21 protein-coding genes are annotated in these 18760 nt (G+C 72.6%); 14 read left to right on the top strand and 7 right to left on the bottom strand.

The annotated features are described in order from the left end of the window. Positions 1–68: 68 nt before the first annotated feature. From HHX37_RS21985 to HHX37_RS21975, 4 genes are all read right to left on the bottom strand, one after another. Complete coding sequence (locus tag HHX37_RS21985) at positions 69–1331, bottom strand: YcaO-like family protein (protein ID WP_182886575.1); 1263 nt, start codon at positions 1329–1331, stop codon at positions 69–71. After that, entirely contained in the window at positions 1312–1434 is a 123-nt protein-coding gene (locus HHX37_RS36945) for a hypothetical protein (RefSeq protein ID WP_259402575.1), read from the bottom strand. Before HHX37_RS36945 ends, HHX37_RS21985 begins: the two co-directional genes overlap by 20 nt. 61 nt (positions 1435–1495) lie before the next feature. Next, positions 1496–2311 (bottom strand): glycerophosphodiester phosphodiesterase, encoded by an 816-nt coding sequence (locus HHX37_RS21980; protein ID WP_182886574.1) that lies wholly within the window; start codon positions 2309–2311, stop codon positions 1496–1498. Positions 2312–2448: 137 nt separating this feature from the next. Continuing rightward, positions 2449–3246, bottom strand: coding sequence for a class I SAM-dependent methyltransferase (locus HHX37_RS21975; protein WP_259406657.1), 798 nt, complete (start codon positions 3244–3246; stop codon positions 2449–2451). A gap of 106 nt (positions 3247–3352) precedes the next feature. Between HHX37_RS21975 and HHX37_RS21970 the strand changes: the two genes are divergently transcribed. The 5 genes from HHX37_RS21970 (at position 3353) to HHX37_RS36940 (ending at position 6556) form a co-directional block, all read left to right on the top strand. Further along, positions 3353–4207: a hypothetical protein gene (locus HHX37_RS21970; protein ID WP_182886573.1), complete on the top strand. Its 855-nt coding sequence runs from the start codon at positions 3353–3355 to the stop codon at positions 4205–4207. 128 nt (positions 4208–4335) lie between these two features. After that, positions 4336–4929, top strand: a complete 594-nt coding sequence (locus HHX37_RS21965) for a TetR/AcrR family transcriptional regulator (RefSeq protein ID WP_182883541.1) — start codon at positions 4336–4338, stop codon at positions 4927–4929. A gap of 188 nt (positions 4930–5117) precedes the next feature. Continuing rightward, entirely contained in the window at positions 5118–5897 is a 780-nt protein-coding gene (locus HHX37_RS21960) for a class I SAM-dependent methyltransferase (RefSeq protein ID WP_220503047.1), read from the top strand. 224 nt (positions 5898–6121) lie between these two features. Continuing rightward, on the top strand, positions 6122–6430 hold the full coding sequence (locus HHX37_RS21955; protein ID WP_182886572.1) for a DUF6247 family protein: 309 nt from the start codon (positions 6122–6124) through the stop codon (positions 6428–6430). Next, positions 6431–6556, top strand: coding sequence for a hypothetical protein (locus HHX37_RS36940; RefSeq protein WP_259406656.1), 126 nt, complete (start codon positions 6431–6433; stop codon positions 6554–6556). It abuts the gene before it with no gap. A gap of 145 nt (positions 6557–6701) precedes the next feature. Here HHX37_RS36940 and HHX37_RS21950 read toward each other — a convergent pair whose 3' ends face one another. Beyond that, positions 6702–7652 carry a Gfo/Idh/MocA family protein gene (locus HHX37_RS21950; RefSeq protein ID WP_182886571.1) on the bottom strand — a complete coding sequence of 317 codons (951 nt, stop codon included), beginning with the start codon at positions 7650–7652 and terminating at the stop codon, positions 6702–6704. 127 nt (positions 7653–7779) lie between these two features. Here HHX37_RS21950 and HHX37_RS21945 point away from each other — a divergent pair, with 127 nt between their 5' ends. Next, positions 7780–8412, top strand: a complete 633-nt coding sequence (locus HHX37_RS21945; protein ID WP_220503046.1) for an Ohr family peroxiredoxin — start codon at positions 7780–7782, stop codon at positions 8410–8412. Positions 8413–8484: 72 nt separating this feature from the next. Here HHX37_RS21945 and HHX37_RS21940 read toward each other — a convergent pair whose 3' ends face one another. Next, the gene (locus HHX37_RS21940; protein WP_182886570.1) at positions 8485–9249 is read right to left on the bottom strand and encodes a lytic polysaccharide monooxygenase; all 765 of its coding nucleotides are present in this window, start codon (positions 9247–9249) and stop codon (positions 8485–8487) included. A gap of 189 nt (positions 9250–9438) precedes the next feature. Here HHX37_RS21940 and HHX37_RS21935 point away from each other — a divergent pair, with 189 nt between their 5' ends. The 8 genes from HHX37_RS21935 (at position 9439) to HHX37_RS21900 (ending at position 17376) form a co-directional block, all read left to right on the top strand. Then, positions 9439–9846 carry a metalloregulator ArsR/SmtB family transcription factor gene (locus tag HHX37_RS21935; protein WP_310738374.1) on the top strand — a complete coding sequence of 136 codons (408 nt, stop codon included), beginning with the start codon at positions 9439–9441 and terminating at the stop codon, positions 9844–9846. After that, positions 9839–10993, top strand: coding sequence for a cation diffusion facilitator family transporter (locus tag HHX37_RS21930; protein WP_259406655.1), 1155 nt, complete (start codon positions 9839–9841; stop codon positions 10991–10993). Before HHX37_RS21935 ends, HHX37_RS21930 begins: the two co-directional genes overlap by 8 nt. Before the next feature lie 82 nt (positions 10994–11075). After that, positions 11076–11912: a glycosyltransferase family 2 protein gene (locus tag HHX37_RS21925; RefSeq protein WP_182886568.1), complete on the top strand. Its 837-nt coding sequence runs from the start codon at positions 11076–11078 to the stop codon at positions 11910–11912. A gap of 97 nt (positions 11913–12009) precedes the next feature. Next, complete coding sequence (locus tag HHX37_RS21920; protein ID WP_182886567.1) at positions 12010–13059, top strand: glycosyltransferase family 9 protein; 1050 nt, start codon at positions 12010–12012, stop codon at positions 13057–13059. A 195-nt stretch (positions 13060–13254) separates the two neighbouring features. Beyond that, a complete protein-coding gene (locus HHX37_RS21915; RefSeq protein ID WP_182886566.1) occupies positions 13255–13806 on the top strand; it encodes a hypothetical protein in 552 nt (183 codons plus the stop codon). A 263-nt stretch (positions 13807–14069) separates the two neighbouring features. Then, positions 14070–14528, top strand: a complete 459-nt coding sequence (locus HHX37_RS21910; protein ID WP_182875491.1) for a DUF6220 domain-containing protein — start codon at positions 14070–14072, stop codon at positions 14526–14528. After that, positions 14525–16522 carry a multicopper oxidase family protein gene (locus HHX37_RS21905; protein ID WP_182886565.1) on the top strand — a complete coding sequence of 666 codons (1998 nt, stop codon included), beginning with the start codon at positions 14525–14527 and terminating at the stop codon, positions 16520–16522. Before HHX37_RS21910 ends, HHX37_RS21905 begins: the two co-directional genes overlap by 4 nt. Before the next feature lie 152 nt (positions 16523–16674). Then, positions 16675–17376: a hypothetical protein gene (locus HHX37_RS21900; RefSeq protein ID WP_182886564.1), complete on the top strand. Its 702-nt coding sequence runs from the start codon at positions 16675–16677 to the stop codon at positions 17374–17376. 369 nt (positions 17377–17745) lie between these two features. On the opposite strand, the gene HHX37_RS21895 is transcribed toward HHX37_RS21900, so the two are convergent. Continuing rightward, entirely contained in the window at positions 17746–18642 is an 897-nt protein-coding gene (locus tag HHX37_RS21895) for a GNAT family N-acetyltransferase (RefSeq protein ID WP_182886563.1), read from the bottom strand. Positions 18643–18760: the final 118 nt, after the last annotated feature.

Genomic DNA, 18760 nt, shown 5'->3' with positions numbered 1-18760 from the left:
CTGCCGGAAGAGTAAGAAGGGAATCCGCCCATTGTGGAAAAGTGCTCGTACACCTGCGCGCGGGCAGGTCAAGCCTCCGGTAGATCACTCCGCCCGGCGTCCGCGGCCCGTACGGCGGCCCGGCCCCGGGGGCCCGGCAGGACGAGGTTGCCCTCCACGACCAGCATGAAGCGCTCCAGGCCCGGCACGACGACGTGCACGGCCGTTATCCGCCCGGGAAGAACGGCCACCGTACGCGTGAGCGGGGTGTAGCCGCGCGCGCCGAGGCGGGCGGCCACTTCGCGGAGCTGGTCCCGGGGACGGCCCGGCCGTGCTCCGTCCTCGGGGAAGGGAACCGCACGGGCCGCACGCAGATGCTCGGTGAGGTCGAAACGCCCGCACGCCAGCAGTTCGGGATACCGGGCGAGCCGCTCCGCGTCCCCCCGGCGCTGGATGCGCTCGCCCACCGTGGTCTGCACAAGCTCGGTGAGCGCCCGCCACGCGGCGTGAGCGGGGCTCAGGGAGGTTCCGGCTCCGCGCCGGTGCGGGCGGTCCGGCGTCGGCGCGACGTAGGCGAGCATGGTGGGAACCTTCAGATCACCGGTGATGTCCAGCAGGTGGACGGGCGCTCCGGCGACCTGACCGGCCACGGCGTACGCGCGGGCGAGCTCGGGCGGCAGGGTGCGCGGATCGACGACCGACAGCCGTTCGCCCGTGCCGAGGAAGGCGCGCACCAGCAGCAGGGAGAGCGCGTCGCGCTCGACCGTCTCGTTGAGCGCGTGCAGCAGCGCCTCCGTCGCGGTGACGCCCACGGCCGATCCGCTGTTGCAGCTGTACCTCATCAGACCGGTGTAGTCATGGGCGTCACCCGCCCGCTCGCGCAGCCGCCCCGCGTCCGCCTCGACGTACCAGGGGGCGGACAGGAACAGGGGCACCGGGACGGCGCCCCCGGGTCCCCGATACCGATGACAGGCCAGCGGCGCGGCGCATCGGCCGTCGAGCAGGACGGCGGACGCGTCCGCCCGCAGCGGCCCGGCCGCGATCCTGGCCGGTTCGACGGGTTCCACCGCCGCCGGGTCGAACAGCGCCGGGCCCGTCAGGTAGTGCTCCAGCGCCTCGAACAGGGCGCCGGCACGGGCCTCCGCGCGCCGTCCCTTGCCCATGCCCTCCGCCGACGGCGCCGGGACACCGTCCGGCCCGCGCAGGCGGCAGTGCCAGGCGGCCGGCTCACGGCCCTCGCCCATGTCCACCAGGTCGGGTGTCAGGCCCAGATGCGCGAGGGCCGCGCCGGCCCGCCGTACGGCCTCCGGCAGCGGGACGACCCGCTCCGCGCTAACCGGCGTTCTCGTCACGCTCCTCGGTGATCTCGCGCAGCCGTTCGCGTTCGGCCTCGGTGAGCTCCTGTTCGACATCGTCCAGCGACTCGGCTCTGGCGAAGTCCACACCTCGTCCCATGGGCTCCTCCCTTCAACGCGCGGGAGGGACATCTGCCCGCGTCCCGGTCAGGCCAACACCATCAGCCGGCCACTTCCCGTGCGACGTCCGGCCTGTTGGTGATGACGCCGTCCACTCCCGCGCCGGTCAGGCGGCGTACGGCGGCGGGCGCGTCCACCGTCCACGCGAGGACCTTCATCCCCAGCCTGTGGACGCGGCGGACGTAGCCGGCCGTGACACCGGCGTACGGCGGGTTGATCTGGTCGGCGAACGCCGCCAGGCGGGGCAGGTCCGCGACCGGCGGCGTGCCGAGCAGGCCGATCGGCACCCCGGGCACGAGGCGGTGGAACCGGCGCATCGACTCCCAGTCGAACGACTGCACCACAATCCGGCCCCGCCAGCCCGGGTCGCGCCCGATCTCCTCGGCCACCCGGGCCTCGATTCCCGGGTAGAGCCGCGGCTCCTTGATCTCCAGCAGCAACGCGAGCCCGCTGCCGCGCATCTCGCGCAGCGTCTCGCCGAGTGTCGGCACCCGCTCTCCCGCGTACTTCCGGGAGAACCACGAGCCGGCGTCCAGCCCGCGGATCTCGGCCAGCGTGAGGTCGCCGACCCGCCACGGCGACCGGCCGGGAAAGACCTTCTCCACGTCGGTCGTACGGCTGAGCGTCGTGTCGTGCATCAGCACCAGGTGGTGGTCCTCGGTCTCCTGCACGTCGAGTTCGAACATGTCGGCGCCCTGGTCCCGGGCCAGCCGGAACGCGGCGAGGGTGTTCTCGGGCGCGTACGCCGACGCGCCGCGATGGGCGACCACCAGCGGCCGCGAGGCCGCCGCGGCCGGAACGACGGGAGTGAGAAGGGTCAGGACGAGTGCGACGATAAGGCCGAGTCGCCGGCGCATGGTTCTCCTCGGGTGTCGGGAGGCGTCCTACGACCCGAACCTGACCACGCGCCATTACACCGAGTTGATTTCCCGATGGCGACCGGGTGCCGTCTCGATGAGCATCACCTCCGTCTCCGGGCATTCCGCCGTACGGGTCAGAGGCGCGCGGCGGTGACCACCACCGTGACGTAGGCCACGGTGAAGCCGCCTCCGATCGCGTCGATCGCGGCCCCGACCTCGGCGAGCAGCTCCGACAGCGTGTCCGGCGGGAGCCGGGTCAGCAGGCCGGACGTGGGCAACTGGTCCAGCCACTCATCGCGCGTGTAGAACCGCTGCCAGTCGAACCGCCACTCCTCGGGCTCGCCGAACGCGCCCGCCCCCCGGATACCGTCGGCGGCCTTGTCCAGCAGCGGCCGGTATCCGTCGAGGGCCGACTTCGGCCGCGCGCCGTCCTGTGGCGGGAAGCCGGGCAGCACCTTCCGGTAGACCGCGGCGAGGGACTCCGACACGGCGGGCGGCGGCTCGAACACGTGCCAGAACGCCGCCAACCGGCCACCGGGACGCAGCACCTCGGCGGCCTTGACCGCTCCGGCGACCGGATCGACCCAGTGCCAGGCGGTCCCGGCGACGACCGCGTCGAACGTCCGGCCGGCGGGGTGCCAGGCCTCGAACGTCGCCACCTCGACCTCGATCCCGCCGCGGCGTGCGAAGGCGGCCATCCGCGCGTCGGGTTCGACGCCGAGCACCCGGCAGCCCGCCGACCGGAACTGCCGTGCCGCGAGGCCGGTGCCGCAGCCGACGTCGAGAACCTCGGGCCCGGGACTGGCGGCGACGATCCGCTCAACCATGGCGTCGGGATACGCGGGCCGGGTGCGGTCGTACCGCTCGGCGTCCACACCGAACGACTCCGCCATCTGCCTGGCCTTGTGGGGTGCACCTTCAAAAGTGGGCATGCGCCCACTTATAGTGGGCACATGCCCACTCGTCAACGACGTTCACCCTCGGCGTCGTTTCCGAACTTAGAGTGATCAGTCGACGACTCAAAGTAATATGCAGTCCATGCCAGGACTCGACCACGAGATGCCCATCGCCCTCATCCACAACCGGCCGGAAACCGCGCTGGAACTTCTCCACGTCGCGACCGGGACCCCGATCCCGCCCTTCACGGCCGCCCGGGTGGAGTCGGTGGACAGCACCCAGCCGGTGCCGGTCGAACGCCGCGCCGACTCGGTCGTCGTGGTCCGCGACGAGGCCGGAGCGGCGATGTTGGCCGTGATCGTGGAGGTGCAGCGCGGCCACGACCGGGGCAAGCGGTTCAGCTGGCCGGTCTACGTCACGACGCTGCGCTCCCGCTACAAGTGCGACACCGCGCTGCTGGTCATCTGCCCCGACCGGGCCACCGCCCGCTGGTGCCGGCAGGCCATCGGCCTGGGCCCGGGCGGCGTCATCACCCCGCTGGCGATCGAGCCCGGCGACATCCCGCTCGTCACCGACCCCGAGGCCGCGCGCACCTGCCCGGAACTCGCGGTCATGTCGGTCGTGGCCCACCCCGAGGAAGCCGAGGACGGGCCCGCCCTGGAAGCGCTGCTGGCCGGACTCACGACGCTTGACGAGGACCGGGCGACGGTATATTTGGACTACGTGTTCAGTTCGCTACCCGCAGTTACTGTCAAGCGTCTGGAGGAGATGGTGACCACCATTCAGGACTTCGAGCACCTCGGCGAGAAGTACTTCTCCCACTGGCTCGCCAAAGGCGAGAGTGACGCGATCCTCAACGTGCTGGAGGCCCGGGGTCTGGAGGTTCCCGACGACGTACGCGAGCGGATCCGCCGCTGCCAGGACCTGGACCAGTTGCGGACCTGGGTACGCCGGGCCGTCACCGTCACCTCGGCCCAGGAGTTGTTCACCGAGTAGCGGACCCGGCGACGACCTGACCTTCGTATCCGTCCACGGTGGTGGAGTCGCACACTCGGTCCTCCGGCTTCGAAGACCGAGGAGGCGGCACCGGTAAAGTCGATCGTGGCGGAGAGGAGGGACGAACGGTGCCGACGGGAGTGGCCCTCCGCGACGTACGCACGCAGTTGTTCGACGCCGCCGAGCGCGTGCTGCTCAGGGACGGACCGAGTGCGCTGACCAGCCGGGCGGTCACCACCGAGGCGGGCTGCGCCAAGGGTGTCCTGCACCGGCACTTCGCCGACTTCGACGCCTTCCTCGCCGAGTTGGTGCTCGACGGCATCGCCAGGATCGACCGGCAGGCCGCCGCTCTGCAAGAGTCCGCCGGGACCGGCACCGTCGCCGGCAACCTCACCGACGTGCTGACGGACCTGTTCGGTTCGGTCGCCGTCGCGGTCGTCGGCCTGATCATCTCCCGGGACGGCCTGCGCGCCCGGTTACGTCAGGCCAGGCCTGGCCAGGGCCTTCCACTCCTGACGGAGGCCGCGGCCATGCTCGCCGCCTACCTCGCCGCCGAGCGCGATCTGGGCCGGATCACGGCGGACGCCGACGTCGACACGCTCGCTCCCACGCTGCTCGGCGCCTCACACCTGCTGTTCGCCGACCGCGACGGCGGTCCGCCCCAGGCCGACGCCGTGCACAAGATGGTGAACACCGTCATCGCCGGTGTCGTACGCGACTGAGCCGCGAACCTCCCGCCCTGCGCGCCGTCGGCACAGAGCGCCTCCTGGCCCTCGGCCGGGCCCGTGCGGTCGATCAAGGTGCCACCCGGAATAACCACGTGATCGTCAGGAGCGTGGCCGGTAACGTGACCTGGTGTGACGAGGCCGGCGCTCTTCAACCGCGAAACCCTTTGCTCTGGTAGCCGGGCGTGAACGACGACGACCGGCTGATGCTGCGCCGTACCTTCACCGAGGACGCCGCCCTGTACGACCGGACGCGGCCCGGCTACCCGCCCGCGATGTTCGAGCACATTCCCCAAGGCAGCCGGGTGCTGGAGATTGGTTGCGGCACCGGTCAGGCCACGGTCGCCCTCGCCGGGCGCGGCTGCGCGGTCACGGCGGTCGAATTGGGGGCCGAGATGGCGGCGCTCGCCCGCCGCAAGCTCGCCCGGTTCACCGGCGTGGAGGTGGTCAACGCGACCTTCGAGGAGTGGCCGCTGCCGCCGGAGCCGTTCGACGTCGTCTTCGCCGCCACCAGCTTCCACTGGCTCGATCCCGCCACACGGGTGGGCAGGTCGGCCGACGCCTTGAGACCGGGCGGCCTGCTGGCCGTCGTCTCGACCGAGCACGTCGCCGGTGGCAGCGAGGCGTTCTTCGCCGAGGTGCAGCGCTGCTACGAGCGGTGGGACCCCGCCACGCCGCCCGGCCTGCGGTTGACGCCCGCGAGCGACATCCCGTACGACAGCGGCGAGATCGACGACTCCGGCCGCTTCGGGCCGGTGCGGTTCCATCGCTACGAGTGGGACCACGCCTACACGACGCGGGAGTATCTCGACCTGCTCAATACCTACTCCGGCCACCGCGCCCTGCCCGCCGAGGCCCGCGCGGGGCTGCTCGGCTGCATCGCGGCTCTCATCGACGGCCGTTACGGCGGACGCATCGTCAAGCGTTACCTCACCCAGCTCGCCCTCGCGGACAAGCACCCCTGACGGGCAGGCCGCATTTCTCCGGGTGCCGCCACGCTGCAGATCTATCCCGTCACATCTTCCCGGCATCATCGTCCCGAGGTTCCGCCAGGCTTGTCGGCCCTGACGGCTAAGCTCGGTTCGAGGTGTCACCCGGGGCTACCGTGATCGTGAGGGGGAAGCACATGACAGCCGGGTCGCACGAGATGACCAGCGGTCGGAGCCCTGACCAGATCGTGGAGTCCCTGATGGCCGATCGGACTCCACGCAACATCCGTGCGTGCCTTCCTCCCACCGATCGCGACTACTTCGACCTGGACCATCGGCGGGCCATGGCCAAGGCCACCGAAGAACTGGACCTCGCTCCCGTCAACGCCCTGCTCGCACATTGGTGGCACATGGCCAGGATGAAGGTCGCCGGGGAGTACGAAGCGGTCCTGGAACACGGCGCTCGCGTGCAAGAACAGGTCGAAAGCGGCGAATACGTGCCGGGGAGACCGTTCCGGGAGGTCCTAGCCGAACGGGCATCCCAGCTCGGCGTAGATCTCGGCCTCTAGATGTACTCGGTCGGCAAAAGCAAGCAGGTGGACGACTTCGGGGACGGCGGTTCTGGCATGGTCACTTACCTGATCGTCGAGTATCGACGCCTGGTGGAGATCATTCACGTCGCCTGGTACGGCTGAACAGCCAAGCAGAACCGGCGTGCAGCGGGCCTCGGGTCGAATCGACCGGTAGGCCGAGGCGAGAGTCCTGGTCGACGAGGATCGACTCGGCTGAGGCTCAGCCGAGCAGGGAGGTGAGGGCGGCTTCGAGACCGGGGAGGTGTGGTCAGCGGAGCAAATCGAGGGCGCGGGCGGTGCCGAGGGAATCGTCGACGGCGGTGTGCCGGGGCTCGGCCTCGCCACGCAGCACCTCGTGGATGTGGCGGATGCCCCAGGAGAACGTCGAACCCTCCCCCGGCTCGTGCCGCTCGACCAGCCGCTCCTCGCGCCAGACCTCCAGCACGTCGTGCGGTTTCGGGTGGAAGGGATTGGTCAGGCGGATCTCCCCGCCGGTGCCGACCAGCCGGGCGTACGTCGTGGACGGCAGGTCGAAGCTGCAGCTCAGCAGCAGGCGGCCGGGATCGAATTCGAGCACTCCGGCGGTCTCGATGTCCACCCCTGCCTCGCCCTTGACAGTGGCGGCGTGACCGGCCACGGCCTCGCGGCCGAACAGCAGTTGCGCGAACCGTACGGAGTAGCAGCCCACGTCGTAGAGGGCGCCGCCGCCGAGGGCCGCGTCGAGCCGGATGTTCTCCGCGCCCTCAAGCCGGAAGTGGAAGGACGACCAGATCTCCCGCAGGTCGCCGATGACGCCCTGTTCGAGGAGGTCGCGCAGCCGGGCCGTCTGCGGGTGGAACGGGAAGACGAACGCCTCCCAGAGCGGGCGGGCCGACCGGCGGGCCACGTCGATCACGTTCTCGGCCTCCGCGGCCGTCAGGCACAGCGGCTTCTCGCACAGCACGGCCTTGCCCGCCTCCAGGGCGGCGATCGTCCACTGCGCGTGCAGGGCGTTCGGGAGCGGGACGTAGACCGCGTCGATGTCCGGGTCCTCGATCACGGCCTCGTACCCGTGCACGGCACGCTCGACGCCGTTCTCCCCGGCGTACGCCTCGGCCCGTGCGAGGTCGCGACCCGCCACGAGGGCGGCCGTGCCGCCGCCCGCCTCGCGCAACGCCGGGAGGAACGCCCAGGCGGCGATGTTCGCCGTGCCGAGGATGCCCCACCGAACACCGCTCATACCGATCCACTCCTCATCGCCCAGATCCTGCGGGGACGGTAGCACAGGTGAATTTTTGCCCCTGGATTCCGATATCGGGCAGGTCAGGGGGGTAGGCCACCCGCCGATCCATGACGGGGGAAACGCGATGAGCGAGGAAATACGGCGATTCACTCACCGGCCGGGCGACCGGGCGCCGGGGCCCGACTATTCGGGCCCCGGGGTGGAGGCGGAGCTCACCGGGCTCATGCACCCCGACGACCGGCCGGAGGACCGGACGGGTGGGCGGGCCGGCGAGGCGGCGCGGCCGGGCCTGGTCCGGGAAGGCCGGCCGGGGCGGGAGCGGCGGGGCGAGCGCGGGGGCGACGGATCGTACGACGGCCTCTACACGGCCCGCGCCTCGTCCGCCCTGGGGAAGGTGGCATCCGACGACGGCCTGCTCGACGTGCGCATCAAGGCGCCCCCGGAGCTGGGCGGGCCCGGTGGGGAGACCAACCCCGAGCAACTGCTCGCGGCGGCGTACGCGTCGTGCTTCCACAACTCGCTGACCCTGGTCGCCGGACGGCAGGGCACCCGGACCGCCGACGCCACCGTCGACGCCTCCGTCACGCTGCGCAAGCGGGGCGCCGCCGACGACTACACGATCAGTACGGACGTGACCGTACGCCTGCCGGGGGTCGAACCCGAGACCGCCCGGCGGCTGGTGGACGAGACCCATCGCATGTGCCCGTACTCCCGGGCCTTCGCGCACGGCGCCGAGGTACACGTCCACGTCGCCTGAATCGCGTACGGCCGTACGCGGGCCCGTGCCCGCGGGGAGCACGGGTCCGCGTCAGAGCAGCCGGGCCCAGGGTCAGACCCGCTGCCAGAGCGCCGGGACGTTCGGCGGCTCCCAGCCGGTGAGCGCGGTGTGCGCCTGGATGCACCGGTAGGTCACACCCGCGTACGTGACCCGGTCTCCCACCTTGTACGCCGTACCGGCCGCCCAGGTGCCGCCCGGAACGGTCGGGGTCGGCGAGGGACGGCGCGTGGGAGAGGCGCTGGGAGACGGGCTGGGCGAGGGGGTGCGCGGCGGCGTCGGGGACGGGCTCGGGCTGGGCGTCCCGCCCGAACCGATCTGGAGGTCGACGCAGGCGTAGAAGGCGTTCGTCGTGTCGGCCACGTTCCAGATGGCGAGGACCTTCTGCCGGCCCGTGCGGCCGCCGAGGTTCACGCTGTGGCTGACGGTGGCCGGCGGCTGCGCGCCGTGGTCGTCGAAGACGGCGATCCGCGTGCCGCCGATGTAGTACTCCCACGTGCTCGTCGAGTGGCGGGCGGTCAGCGACCAGGTGAAGGTGACGGTGTTGCCGACGCTGGTCGCGGGCCACGGCCTGCTCTCGTCGTCGAGCTGGGCGAACCGGGCGTTGCCGCCGCTGCAGCTGCGCAGCCCCTTCGGTCCTTCCACGCTCTGGGGTTCGTACACGATGTCGCCGCAGTTGGGGACGCGGCCCTGCGCGCACATCGCCTGCCGGCTCGGCGGCGACGAGATGTACCCGTGCGCCTGAGCGGGCGAGGCGATGAACACGGTGGCACCGATGACGACCGACGCCGTCGCGAGGAAGGTCAGCGCTCTTCGCATGTGGTGCTCCTCACTGCTGGGGGTGGCGCAAATATAAAAGAAGCTTTCCTAACAGTGAAGGCCCAATTGCCGCCACCACCTGCGAAATTAAGATCCTCTTGGGTGGATCGGTCCATCACCACCCCCTGGAGCGGACCTCCCGGGCGGTGCGTCGTTGACAGCATGGTCCGGTCATCTAAACTTCTTCATGTGAACGACCGTTCAATCGTTGTGGACATCGAGACCGCCGATTCCTGCGCGCTCCCCGTGGTCGACGCGGACCGGGTGGAGAGCGTCAGGCGGGTCATGCCGGGCCCGGAGACGATGGAGGACCTGGCGCAGATCTTCGGGCTGCTGTCCGACCCCGGACGGCTGCGGCTGATCGCGGCGCTGCTCGAAGGCGGCGAGATGTGCGTGTGCGACCTCGCCGCGGCCACCGGGCACAGCATGTCCGCGGCGTCCCACGCCCTGCGCCTGCTGCGGGCCCACAACGTGGTGAAGGTACGGCGCACGGGAAGGATGGCCTACTACCGCCTCGCGGACTCGCACGTGCGACTGCTGTTCGATCTGGCGATCACGCACCTCACGCATGAGGAGAAGGACCGAGACGATGGGTGAGACCGGCATGGGTGATACCGGCACAGGGCACGAACCCCCGCAGGGACACCGACGCGGGACGGGACAGGCACAAGGGCACGGGCACGGGCATGCGCACGGTCACGGGCACGGTCACGCGGTCAGCGCCGAGGCCGACCGGCGGCTGCTGACCGCCGCGCTGGTGCTCATCCTGGGCTTCATGGCGGCCGAGGTCGTCGTCGGCGTCGTCGCGCACTCCCTCGCCCTGGTGTCCGACGCCGGGCACATGCTCACCGACGCGATCGCGATCGCCTTCGCGATCGTGGCCATGCGGATCGCCGCCCGGCCTCCCCAGGGCGGCTTCACGTACGGCCTCAAACGCGCGGAGATCATCTCCGCGCAGATCAACGGCATCACGCTGCTGCTGCTCAGCGTCTACTTCGTCTACGAGGGCGTACGCCGGCTGATCGAGCCGCCCGAGGTGGCGGGAGCGTACGTGGTCGCCACGGGTCTCGCCGGGATCGTGGTCAACCTCGCCGCGACCTGGCTGCTGAGCAGGGCGAACCGGTCGAGCCTCAACGTCGAGGGCGCTTTCCAGCACATCCTGAACGACCTGTTCGCGTTCATCGCGACCACGGCCGCCGGCGCGGTGGTGTGGGCCACCGGCTGGAGCCGGGCCGACGCCCTGGCCGCGCTGGTCGTGGCCGCCCTGATGCTCAAGGCCGGGTGGGGCCTGGTGCGCGACTCCGGACGGGTCTTCATGGAGGCCGCCCCCGCGGGCATGAGCCCCGCCGAGATCGGCCGCAGGACCGCCGCTCTGGAGCATGTGGTCGAGGTGCACGACCTCCACATCTGGGAGGTCACCTCCGGCTACCCGGCGATGTCCGCGCACATCCTGGTCGCCCCCGGCTCCGACTGCCACGCCGTACGACAGGCCGCCCAGCGGATGGTCCACGACGAGTACGGCATCGCCCACACCACCCTCCAGGTCGACCACGCCCCTCCGGACCTGCTGGCCATCGGCGGCCCGGCCGAGCCCCACTGCGCGGAGGCGCACGGCCCGGCGCACACGAACGGGCGGCCGCAGCCGTCCGACGACGCCGCCGGAAAACGCGGCCCGAACGGGTGCCCGGGACGCCGCCGGATCAGTTTCCGGCGCCCCGACCGCCTCTCCGACCACCCCACCTGACCGTCACCTTCCCTCCGTCCGTTCGCAGGGCGGCCGCTCGGCGGGGCTGTTTGCCGTACGACCCCAGGGGTATCAGCCGCGCATGTTCACCCCGTCCGACCTCGACGTTCTCGTGCCCACCAGGGATCGCCCCGGTGCGCTCGCCGTCACGCTGGCGGGTCTGGCGGCGCAGACCGTGCCGGGGTTCCGCGTCGTGATCTCGGACCAGTCGCGGGAGCCGGTCGCCGGGGACCGGCTGGTGGCCGCGCAGGTGCGGATCCTCGGCCACCGTGACCGGCCCGTGGACGTCCGTCGTCACCTGCCCGCGCGGGGCATGGCGGAGCAGCGGGCGTTCCTGCTCGACCGGGCCGATCGGCGGCTCGCGCTCTACCTGGACGACGACGTCTGGCTGGAGCCGGAGGCGATCGAGGTCCTGCTGGCGGCGATGAACGGCCTGCGCTGCGGGTTCGTCGGCTTCGCCCTGCACGGGCTGTCCTACCGCGACGACGTACGCCCGGCCGAACTCGCGCCGTACGAGGAGTGGACCGGCGGCGTACGGCCCGAACGGGTGCGCCGGGAGTCGCCGGCCTGGCGGCGGTGGACCCTGCACAACGCGTCCAATCCGCTGCACCTCGCACAGGAGCACATCGGCGCCCCGGGCCCCCGCGAGTGGCGGCCGTACAAGGTGGCGTGGATCGGCGGCTGCGTGCTGTACGACCGGGAACGGCTGCTGGAGTGCGGCGGGTTCGACTTCTGGCGCTCGGTGCCGCCCCGGCACGCGGGTGAGGACGTGGCCGCGCAACTGCGCGTCATGGAGAGGTACGGCGGGGCGGGACTGCTGCCGAGCCGGGCGTACCACCTCGAACTGCCCACGACGATCACCGACCGCGGCGCCGAGTGCTACGACTACGTCTTCGAGGCGGCGGCAGGGGCGCGGTGATGGCCACGCCGATCGACCCGCCTACCGGCACCGCGACCGGCACCGCGACTGGGACGGTGATCGGCCCTGAGACGGGGGCCCGGCGACGGGGACGGCGATGGGCGGCGTGATCGAGGGGGTGGGCCGGATCGCGGTCCTGCGGGCCAACGCCCTCGGTGACCTGGTCCTCGCCATGCCCGCCCTGGAGGCGCTGCGCCGGGCCTATCCGGGGGCGCGGCTGACCCTCCTCGCCAGGTCCTGGCACGCGCGTTTCCTGGCGGGCAGGCCGAGTCCGGTGGACGACGTCGTCGCCCTGCCGCCCATCTCGGGCGTCTCCTCGGCCGCGAGCGGCCACGCGGCCCCGGAGAGCCTGTTCGAGGAACTGCGCGAGCGGCGGTTCGACCTCGCCGTGCAGATCCACGGCGGCGGCCGTTACTCGAATCCGTTCGTCAGGGCGATCGGCGCCCGGGTCACGGCCGGGCTGTGCTCGCCGGACGCCGAGCGACTCGACCTCTGGGTGCCGTACGTCTACTTCCAGCACGAGACCCTCCGCTACCTGGAGGTGGCGGCGCTGGTCGGCGGGACGTCGGAGGTGCTCGATCCGCGGATCGCCGTGACGGACGCCGACCGGGCCGAACTGGCCCGCGTGTACGGCGAGCCGCCACCCGGCCTGGTGGCCATCCACCCGGGGGCGACCGATCCGCGGCGACGCTGGCCGGCGCGTCACTTCGCCGAGGCCGCCGACCGGCTCGGCCGGCCTGTGGTGATCACCGGTGTCGAGGCGGAGCGCGAGGTGGTCGAGAAGGTGGCGGCGGCGATGCGGCGGCCCGCCGTCATGGCCGTCGGCACCCTCGGCGTCAGCGGCCTGGCCGCGCTCTACGAACGGTGCGACCTGGTGATCTCCAACGACACCGGCCCGCGGCATCTGGCCGCGGCGGTGGGGACCGCGACCGTGGGCGTCTACTGGTGCGGCAACCTCATCAACGCCGGGCCGCTCACCCGCACCCGGCATCGGTCCCTGATGTCCTGGACCGCCGAGTGCCCGGTCTGCGGCGTCAGCGGGCTCGACCCGCGTGCGGGGCGGTGCCCGCACGACGAGTCGTGGGTGACCGGGGTCACGGTCGACGAGGTGGTGGAACAGGCCGAAGACCTGCTGCGCGGCGGATGACGAACCCGTCACCGCACCGCCTGGTCCACACCGGCCCTCCGTCCGGGAGGACGCCCGCGGGAGCCGTGCGGGCCGGTGTTCGGGCCGGTGCGCGGGCCGGTGCGCGGGCCGGTGTGCGGAGGGGCAGGCCCGCACTGTCCGGGGACAAGACGGCTGCAAGGTCCCTCCAAGGCGCCGGCCCTAGGGTCGGCCGACATGAGCAAGAACCTCGTCATCGGCGGACTGCTGGCGGCCGTGTCGGCCCTGGGCCCGCTGGCCGCTCCGGCCCACGCCGCCACGCCCAGGACCGCGACCCAGGCCGCCTTCACACAGGCCGCCCCGACACAGGCCGCCCCGGCACAGACCACCACGGCATCGGCCGCGAGGACCCGGTCCGCCGCGGCGCCGCTCATCCACTGGGGGCCGGTGCGGTCGCGGGCCGGGCACCGCGGTTACGCCAAGGCCGACGTCTGGATCACCCGGTTCAGCGCGGAGACCTTCGTCGTCTCCGGCAGCCTCCACGACCGTGACGCGCACGGCGGCCACTGCGCCTACGTCCGGGCGCGCTTCCACTACATAGGCGGCGGCACCGGCTGGGCCCTGCCGCGGACGACCTGCGCGCCCCGGAGCACGTTCCGGCTGTCGTCGGACGGCCAGATCAAGCGCGTGGACGTCAAGGTCTGCGTCGTGGACCGGGCCCGCCACGCGACGCTGAACTGCCACAGCGACGCCATCACCCCCGGCATCATCGCCAACTGGCCGCAGTGACCGCGTACTCCCCGAGCGGTAGTGGGACGCGCCGCTGATGCGGCGGCGGTAGCCGCAAGCGCCTTCCGGCGTGCGACGACGCGGGCGGCCGGCGGCGAGGACGATCGGAGCGCCGCCGGGGAGTACGCGGCCGGGCGGAAGACCCGCCCGCGTACTCCCCGAGCGGTAGCCGACGTGTCTCTCACGGAGGGACGACGCGCCGGTTCGACATGGGACACGATCCCGGTGATCCCCACAGTCCGCTCATCGAAGGGAGCACCGCCGTGCGCAAGGTCTACGCCGTATTCGCGGGACTGCTGCTCGCCGCCGCCGTCGTCCAGATGTACCTCGCGGCAGTCGGCGCGTTCGACAAACCACAGGACGACTCCTCGTTCGCCGCACACAGCATGAACGGCATGCTGGTCATCCCCGTACTGTCGCTGGTGGCCACCGCCGCCGCGGCGGCGGCCCGGGCGCCGGGACGGCTGATCGGCCTGACCGTCCTGCCGGTCGGCCTGGTCGTCGTACAGGCGCTGATCGTCGTGCTCGGCGGCGCGTTCGAGGACGCCGCGGGCAACACCACCCCGCTCTCCCTGGCGATCCTCGGGCTGCACGCCCTCAACGGCATGGCGGTGATGGGCGTCTGCGGCACGGTGTTCGGCCGGGCTCGTCGGCTCGCGTCGGCCGGCCCCGCGCGGGTCGAGGAAGGCGCCGTGGACGGCCCGGCGGTGCGCGCGTCGTGACCACCGACCGGCTCATGGTGCTCGACCTGCTCGTCTCGGTCCTGGCCGCGGCGGCGTGGGTCGGCGCGGGGGCGGCGGCCGCCGCCCGACGCCCGAGGACGGCCGCGGCCCTGATGGCGGGGGCCTTGGTCGCGTCACCGGCCCGGGCCGGGTCCGTCCTCGCGCTGGCCGGGGCCGGCTGGTGGTTCGTCCAGGAGAAGGTCACGATCGCCCTGCCGCTCCTCCTGACGGCGAGTGTCGTCGCCGCCGTGACGGCCGGGCCGCGTCTGCTGGCCGCGTCCCGCGCGGCCTCGGAGGCCGGCCGGGACGCCGCGAGGTCGCCCGCGGTGGTGATCCCCCTGCTCGGAGCCGGGTACGCGGCGGCGGCCGGCCCCGTGCAGACGTTCCTGCTGGGGTACCCGGCGGAGCCCGGCAGCGCTCTCATCCTCCTGGCCGTCGTCGCGGGGGCCGTGCTGCTGACCTGGCGGGCGATGACCCCGCGGGTCCCGCTGCTGCGTGCGGCGACGGCGGCGACGGTCGTCGCCGCCCTGGCCGGCGGGGCCCTCACGTTCCTCCCCGCCACCACCGCCGAAGCCGCCACCCCGGTCGCCGCCACCGCCGGAGCAGTCGCCCTGGCCACCGCCGAGGGCGGCCACGACATGCCGGGGCATGACATGTCCACCCAGGCATCCGCTCCCGTCCGCCCGGTCACGGATCTGCGCGGACCGTCGGCGCCCGCGCCCGGCGGGACCGTACGCCGGTTCACGCTGACGGCGCGCACGGCGACGGTCACGCTGTCCTCGGGTCGGAAGGTGGCCGCCTGGACCTTCGACGGACAGGTTCCCGGTCCGCCGATCACCGCCGAACAGGGCGACCTCGTCGAGGTGCGGCTGCGCAACGCGGACATCACGGAGGGCGTGACCCTGCACTGGCACGGCTACGACGTGCCTTCGGGAGAGGACGGCGTGCCGGGACTCACCCAGGAGGCGGTGCCGCCGGGCGGTGAGTTCGTCTACCGGTTCGTCGCCGCCCAGACGGGGACCTACTGGTACCACACGCACGAGGTGTCCGACATCGGCGTACGGATGGGCCTCTACGGCATGCTCGTCGTGACGCCGAGGGGGTCCGCGACCACCGGCGTGGATCTCATGCTTCCCGTGCACACCTTCGCGGGCACGACCGTGGTGGGCGACCACGACCAGCCCGTCCTCCAGGAGGTGGCGCCGGGTACACCGGTGCGGCTCCGCCTGGTCGACACCGACAACACCCCGCACCGGTTCACCCTGGCCGGCACGGTCTACCGGCTGGTGGCGGTGGACGGCACGGACCTGAGCGGGCCGGGCCCGCTGAGCCGGGCCGGGCTGAGGCTCCCGGCGGGCGGCAGGTACGACCTCGCCTTCACCATGCCGTCCGGCCCGGTGGTCCTGCGGGTGGACGACCGCACCGAGGCCGTACGGCTCACGACCGCGGCGAACGGCCCCGGAAACGGCGACGTCACGGACGCCGGGGACGCCGCGGCGGCGGCCGGGTGGCCGGAGCTCGACCTCACCCGGTACGGCACGCCGGCGTCCACGCCGTACACGTCGCGGTCCCGCTTCGACCGGCGGTTCACGCTCGTGCTCGACCGGGGGCTCGCGCTCGGGGACGGACTGCCCATCTACGCGCACACGATCAACGGCCGCGCCTATCCCCACGTGCCCACCCAGGTGGTCGCGGAGGGCGACCTCGTCCGTCTCACCGTGGTCAACCGAGGCAGGGACACCCATCCCTGGCATCTCCACGGTCACCGGGTGCTGGTGCTCGCGCGTGACGGCCGCGCCCCCACCGGGAGCCCCCTGTGGCTCGACACCTTCGACGTACGGCCCGGGGAGGTGTGGGAGGTCGCGTTCCGCGCCGCCAACCCCGGTCTGTGGATGAACCACTGCCACAACCTCAGCCACGCCGACCTGGGGATGATGCTGCACCTGGCGTACGAAGGGGTGACCACGCCCTTCCACGGCGGTCACGGCGGGTGAGAACCGCGCCGGACGCGAAGCCGGGTAAAAAATGCGGCCTCGGCGCCGGGCGAGGTGTAAACGCACGGTAATCAGATCACAACTTCGGGTGAGTGGAGCAGGCCTGGGTCCCCTCGCCGGGCGTCGAGCGACGCGACCCGAAGGGAGAGATCGTGAGAGTGGCCAGGATCGTCGTTCCCGCGCTGGCGGTGTGGGCCTCGACGGGGTGGGCCTCGACGGGGTGGGCCTCGGCGGGGTGGCTCGGCCATCCCGCGTACGGCTTCGCGGCGGCCCGGCCGCCCGCACCGGGCGGATCCGTGGCCACCGTGCCGCACCGGGAGGCCGTCCGCCCGCTGGAGCGCCCCGGGCGGCACGCGGCCGCCGGCCCCCGCCAGGAGGCCGCGCGCCAGGCCGGGCAGGCCCCCGGACGCGTGTGCGCCTACCGCCTCCGGGGCGTGAGCGCGGGAGGTTTTCTCCACGTACGCGGGGGCGCGGGGCGCCGGCACGCCCCCGTCGGCAGGCTGCGGGTGTCTGACGGGGGCTTCGCGGGGGCCTGCGCCGTCACCCACGGCTGGATCGCGGTGAGAGCCGCCGACGGCGCGTCCGGCTTCGCCTCCGCCCGTTACCTGCACAGGCTCGATCTCAGCGGCCGGCCCTCGCTGTCGTGCGCCTACCGCCTGAAGCACGTGCACAAGGGCGGTTACCTCAACGTCCGCGAGAGCGCGGGGCTCGGTCACGTCCCCGTGGGGAAGATCAGCCCGGCACAGGGCAACATCGCCGGAGCCTGCGCCGCCGACCACGGCTGGGTGGCCGTGGACACCGCCGACGGCATCCCCGGCTGGGCCGCGGCCCGCTATCTGCGGAAGATCCCGTAGGGAGTGCGGCGGTCCGTCGCCGCGCCGCCACCGCCTCCACCGTCGTCTCGGTAGTCGGGGTGGTCTCCGTGGTCTCGGTGGTCTCCGTGATCTCGGTGGTCTCCGTGATCTCGGTGGTCTCCGTGATCTCGGTGGTCTCGGTGGGCGGCGTGGTTCCGGCGACCGTGTACCGGCAGGCCCGGCGCGCTGGACGTCCTGTTCCCGCAGGGGCCGCCTAAGCCGTCCCGTCCCCGGTGTCCCCCTGGCCGGGGACGGGAGGCATCCCATCCGTCCCAAGCGTCGCCAAGGCCGGGTGTCCCGCCCCCGGCTCGCCCGCCGGGCAGGACGCCCACGCCCGCTCCGAACCGACCGCGGTGTCGCTCAGGCTGGTCAGCCGAGGTCGGGGTGCGGGACGTAGCAGTCGAGACGGAGAAAGTCCTCGCTGGTCATCAGCGTGTCCTGGTCGTCGATGCGCCATCCGGCGTCGAGCAGCAGGGGCAGCAGCGGATGCGTGCCCGGCACCGCGATCTCGACGGAGTCCGCGCCCGAGCAGGCGCCGGCCGCCTCCAGCACCGCCTCGACGCAGTCCTGGGGGGTGTCGCCTCCGGCGGGCCCGATGACGGCCTTGTCACCGGCCAGCCGCACGAACGCGTACCCCGAGGCGGCGGCCCGCACCGTCACGCCGGGCAGGCCCGCGAACCAGCCGAGGGTCGCGGCCCGCTCCCCGCCGGAGATCCGGGCGTCCAGAGCCACCGCCGCGTCCACGTCGCGGGCTCCCGGCGCGAACCGGTCGCTCTCCGGGCCCGCGAGGGCGGCCCCCATGGGAGCCTCGCTCCCCGCCCCTGCCGCCCGTCCGCTCTGTGCGGGGCGGCTCTGTGACGGGCGTCCGCTCCCCGGGCGGCTGAGGTAGAGCAGGGGACATCGGGGCCGCATGCCGCTCCGGACGTACAGGGCGAGCGCCCTGAGGTCGGCCGAGGCGAACGTCATCATGGGGGCGCCGGACGGCAGCAGCCGCGACAGGATCATCCGGCCCGCTCCCGACGACTGGCGGTCCGGCAGGACGAACAGATCCCCGAGATGCGTGATCTTCCCCCGGGGCAGGGTCGCGCCGAAGCCCGCGATCGTGCCGTTCACCTCGCCGACGACCACGGCGCCGAAGTCGCGCTCCGCGTCCAGGAAGTCCGGCCGCACCGGCCACCGGCCGAGAAGCCGGAAGTGGTCCGCGACGGCGCGCAGTCCGGGAACGTCTGCCTCTGTCGCGGTACGGACGACGACGGACTCCGTCATCGGTGTCTCTCCCTACGAGTTTTCCTCACGTTCGGTTCACCTTAGGCCCCGTTCCCCTTCCCGTTGCCCTGTGGGGCATCGGGTGGGACGCGAACCAGCCAGACGACACGGAGGACGT

Origin of the sequence: Microbispora sp. H10885 (assembly GCF_014161415.1) — a bacterium.
In the GTDB taxonomy this organism is placed as follows: domain Bacteria; phylum Actinomycetota; class Actinomycetes; order Streptosporangiales; family Streptosporangiaceae; genus Microbispora; species Microbispora triticiradicis.
This window is presented reverse-complemented; position numbering and strand designations above follow the sequence as displayed.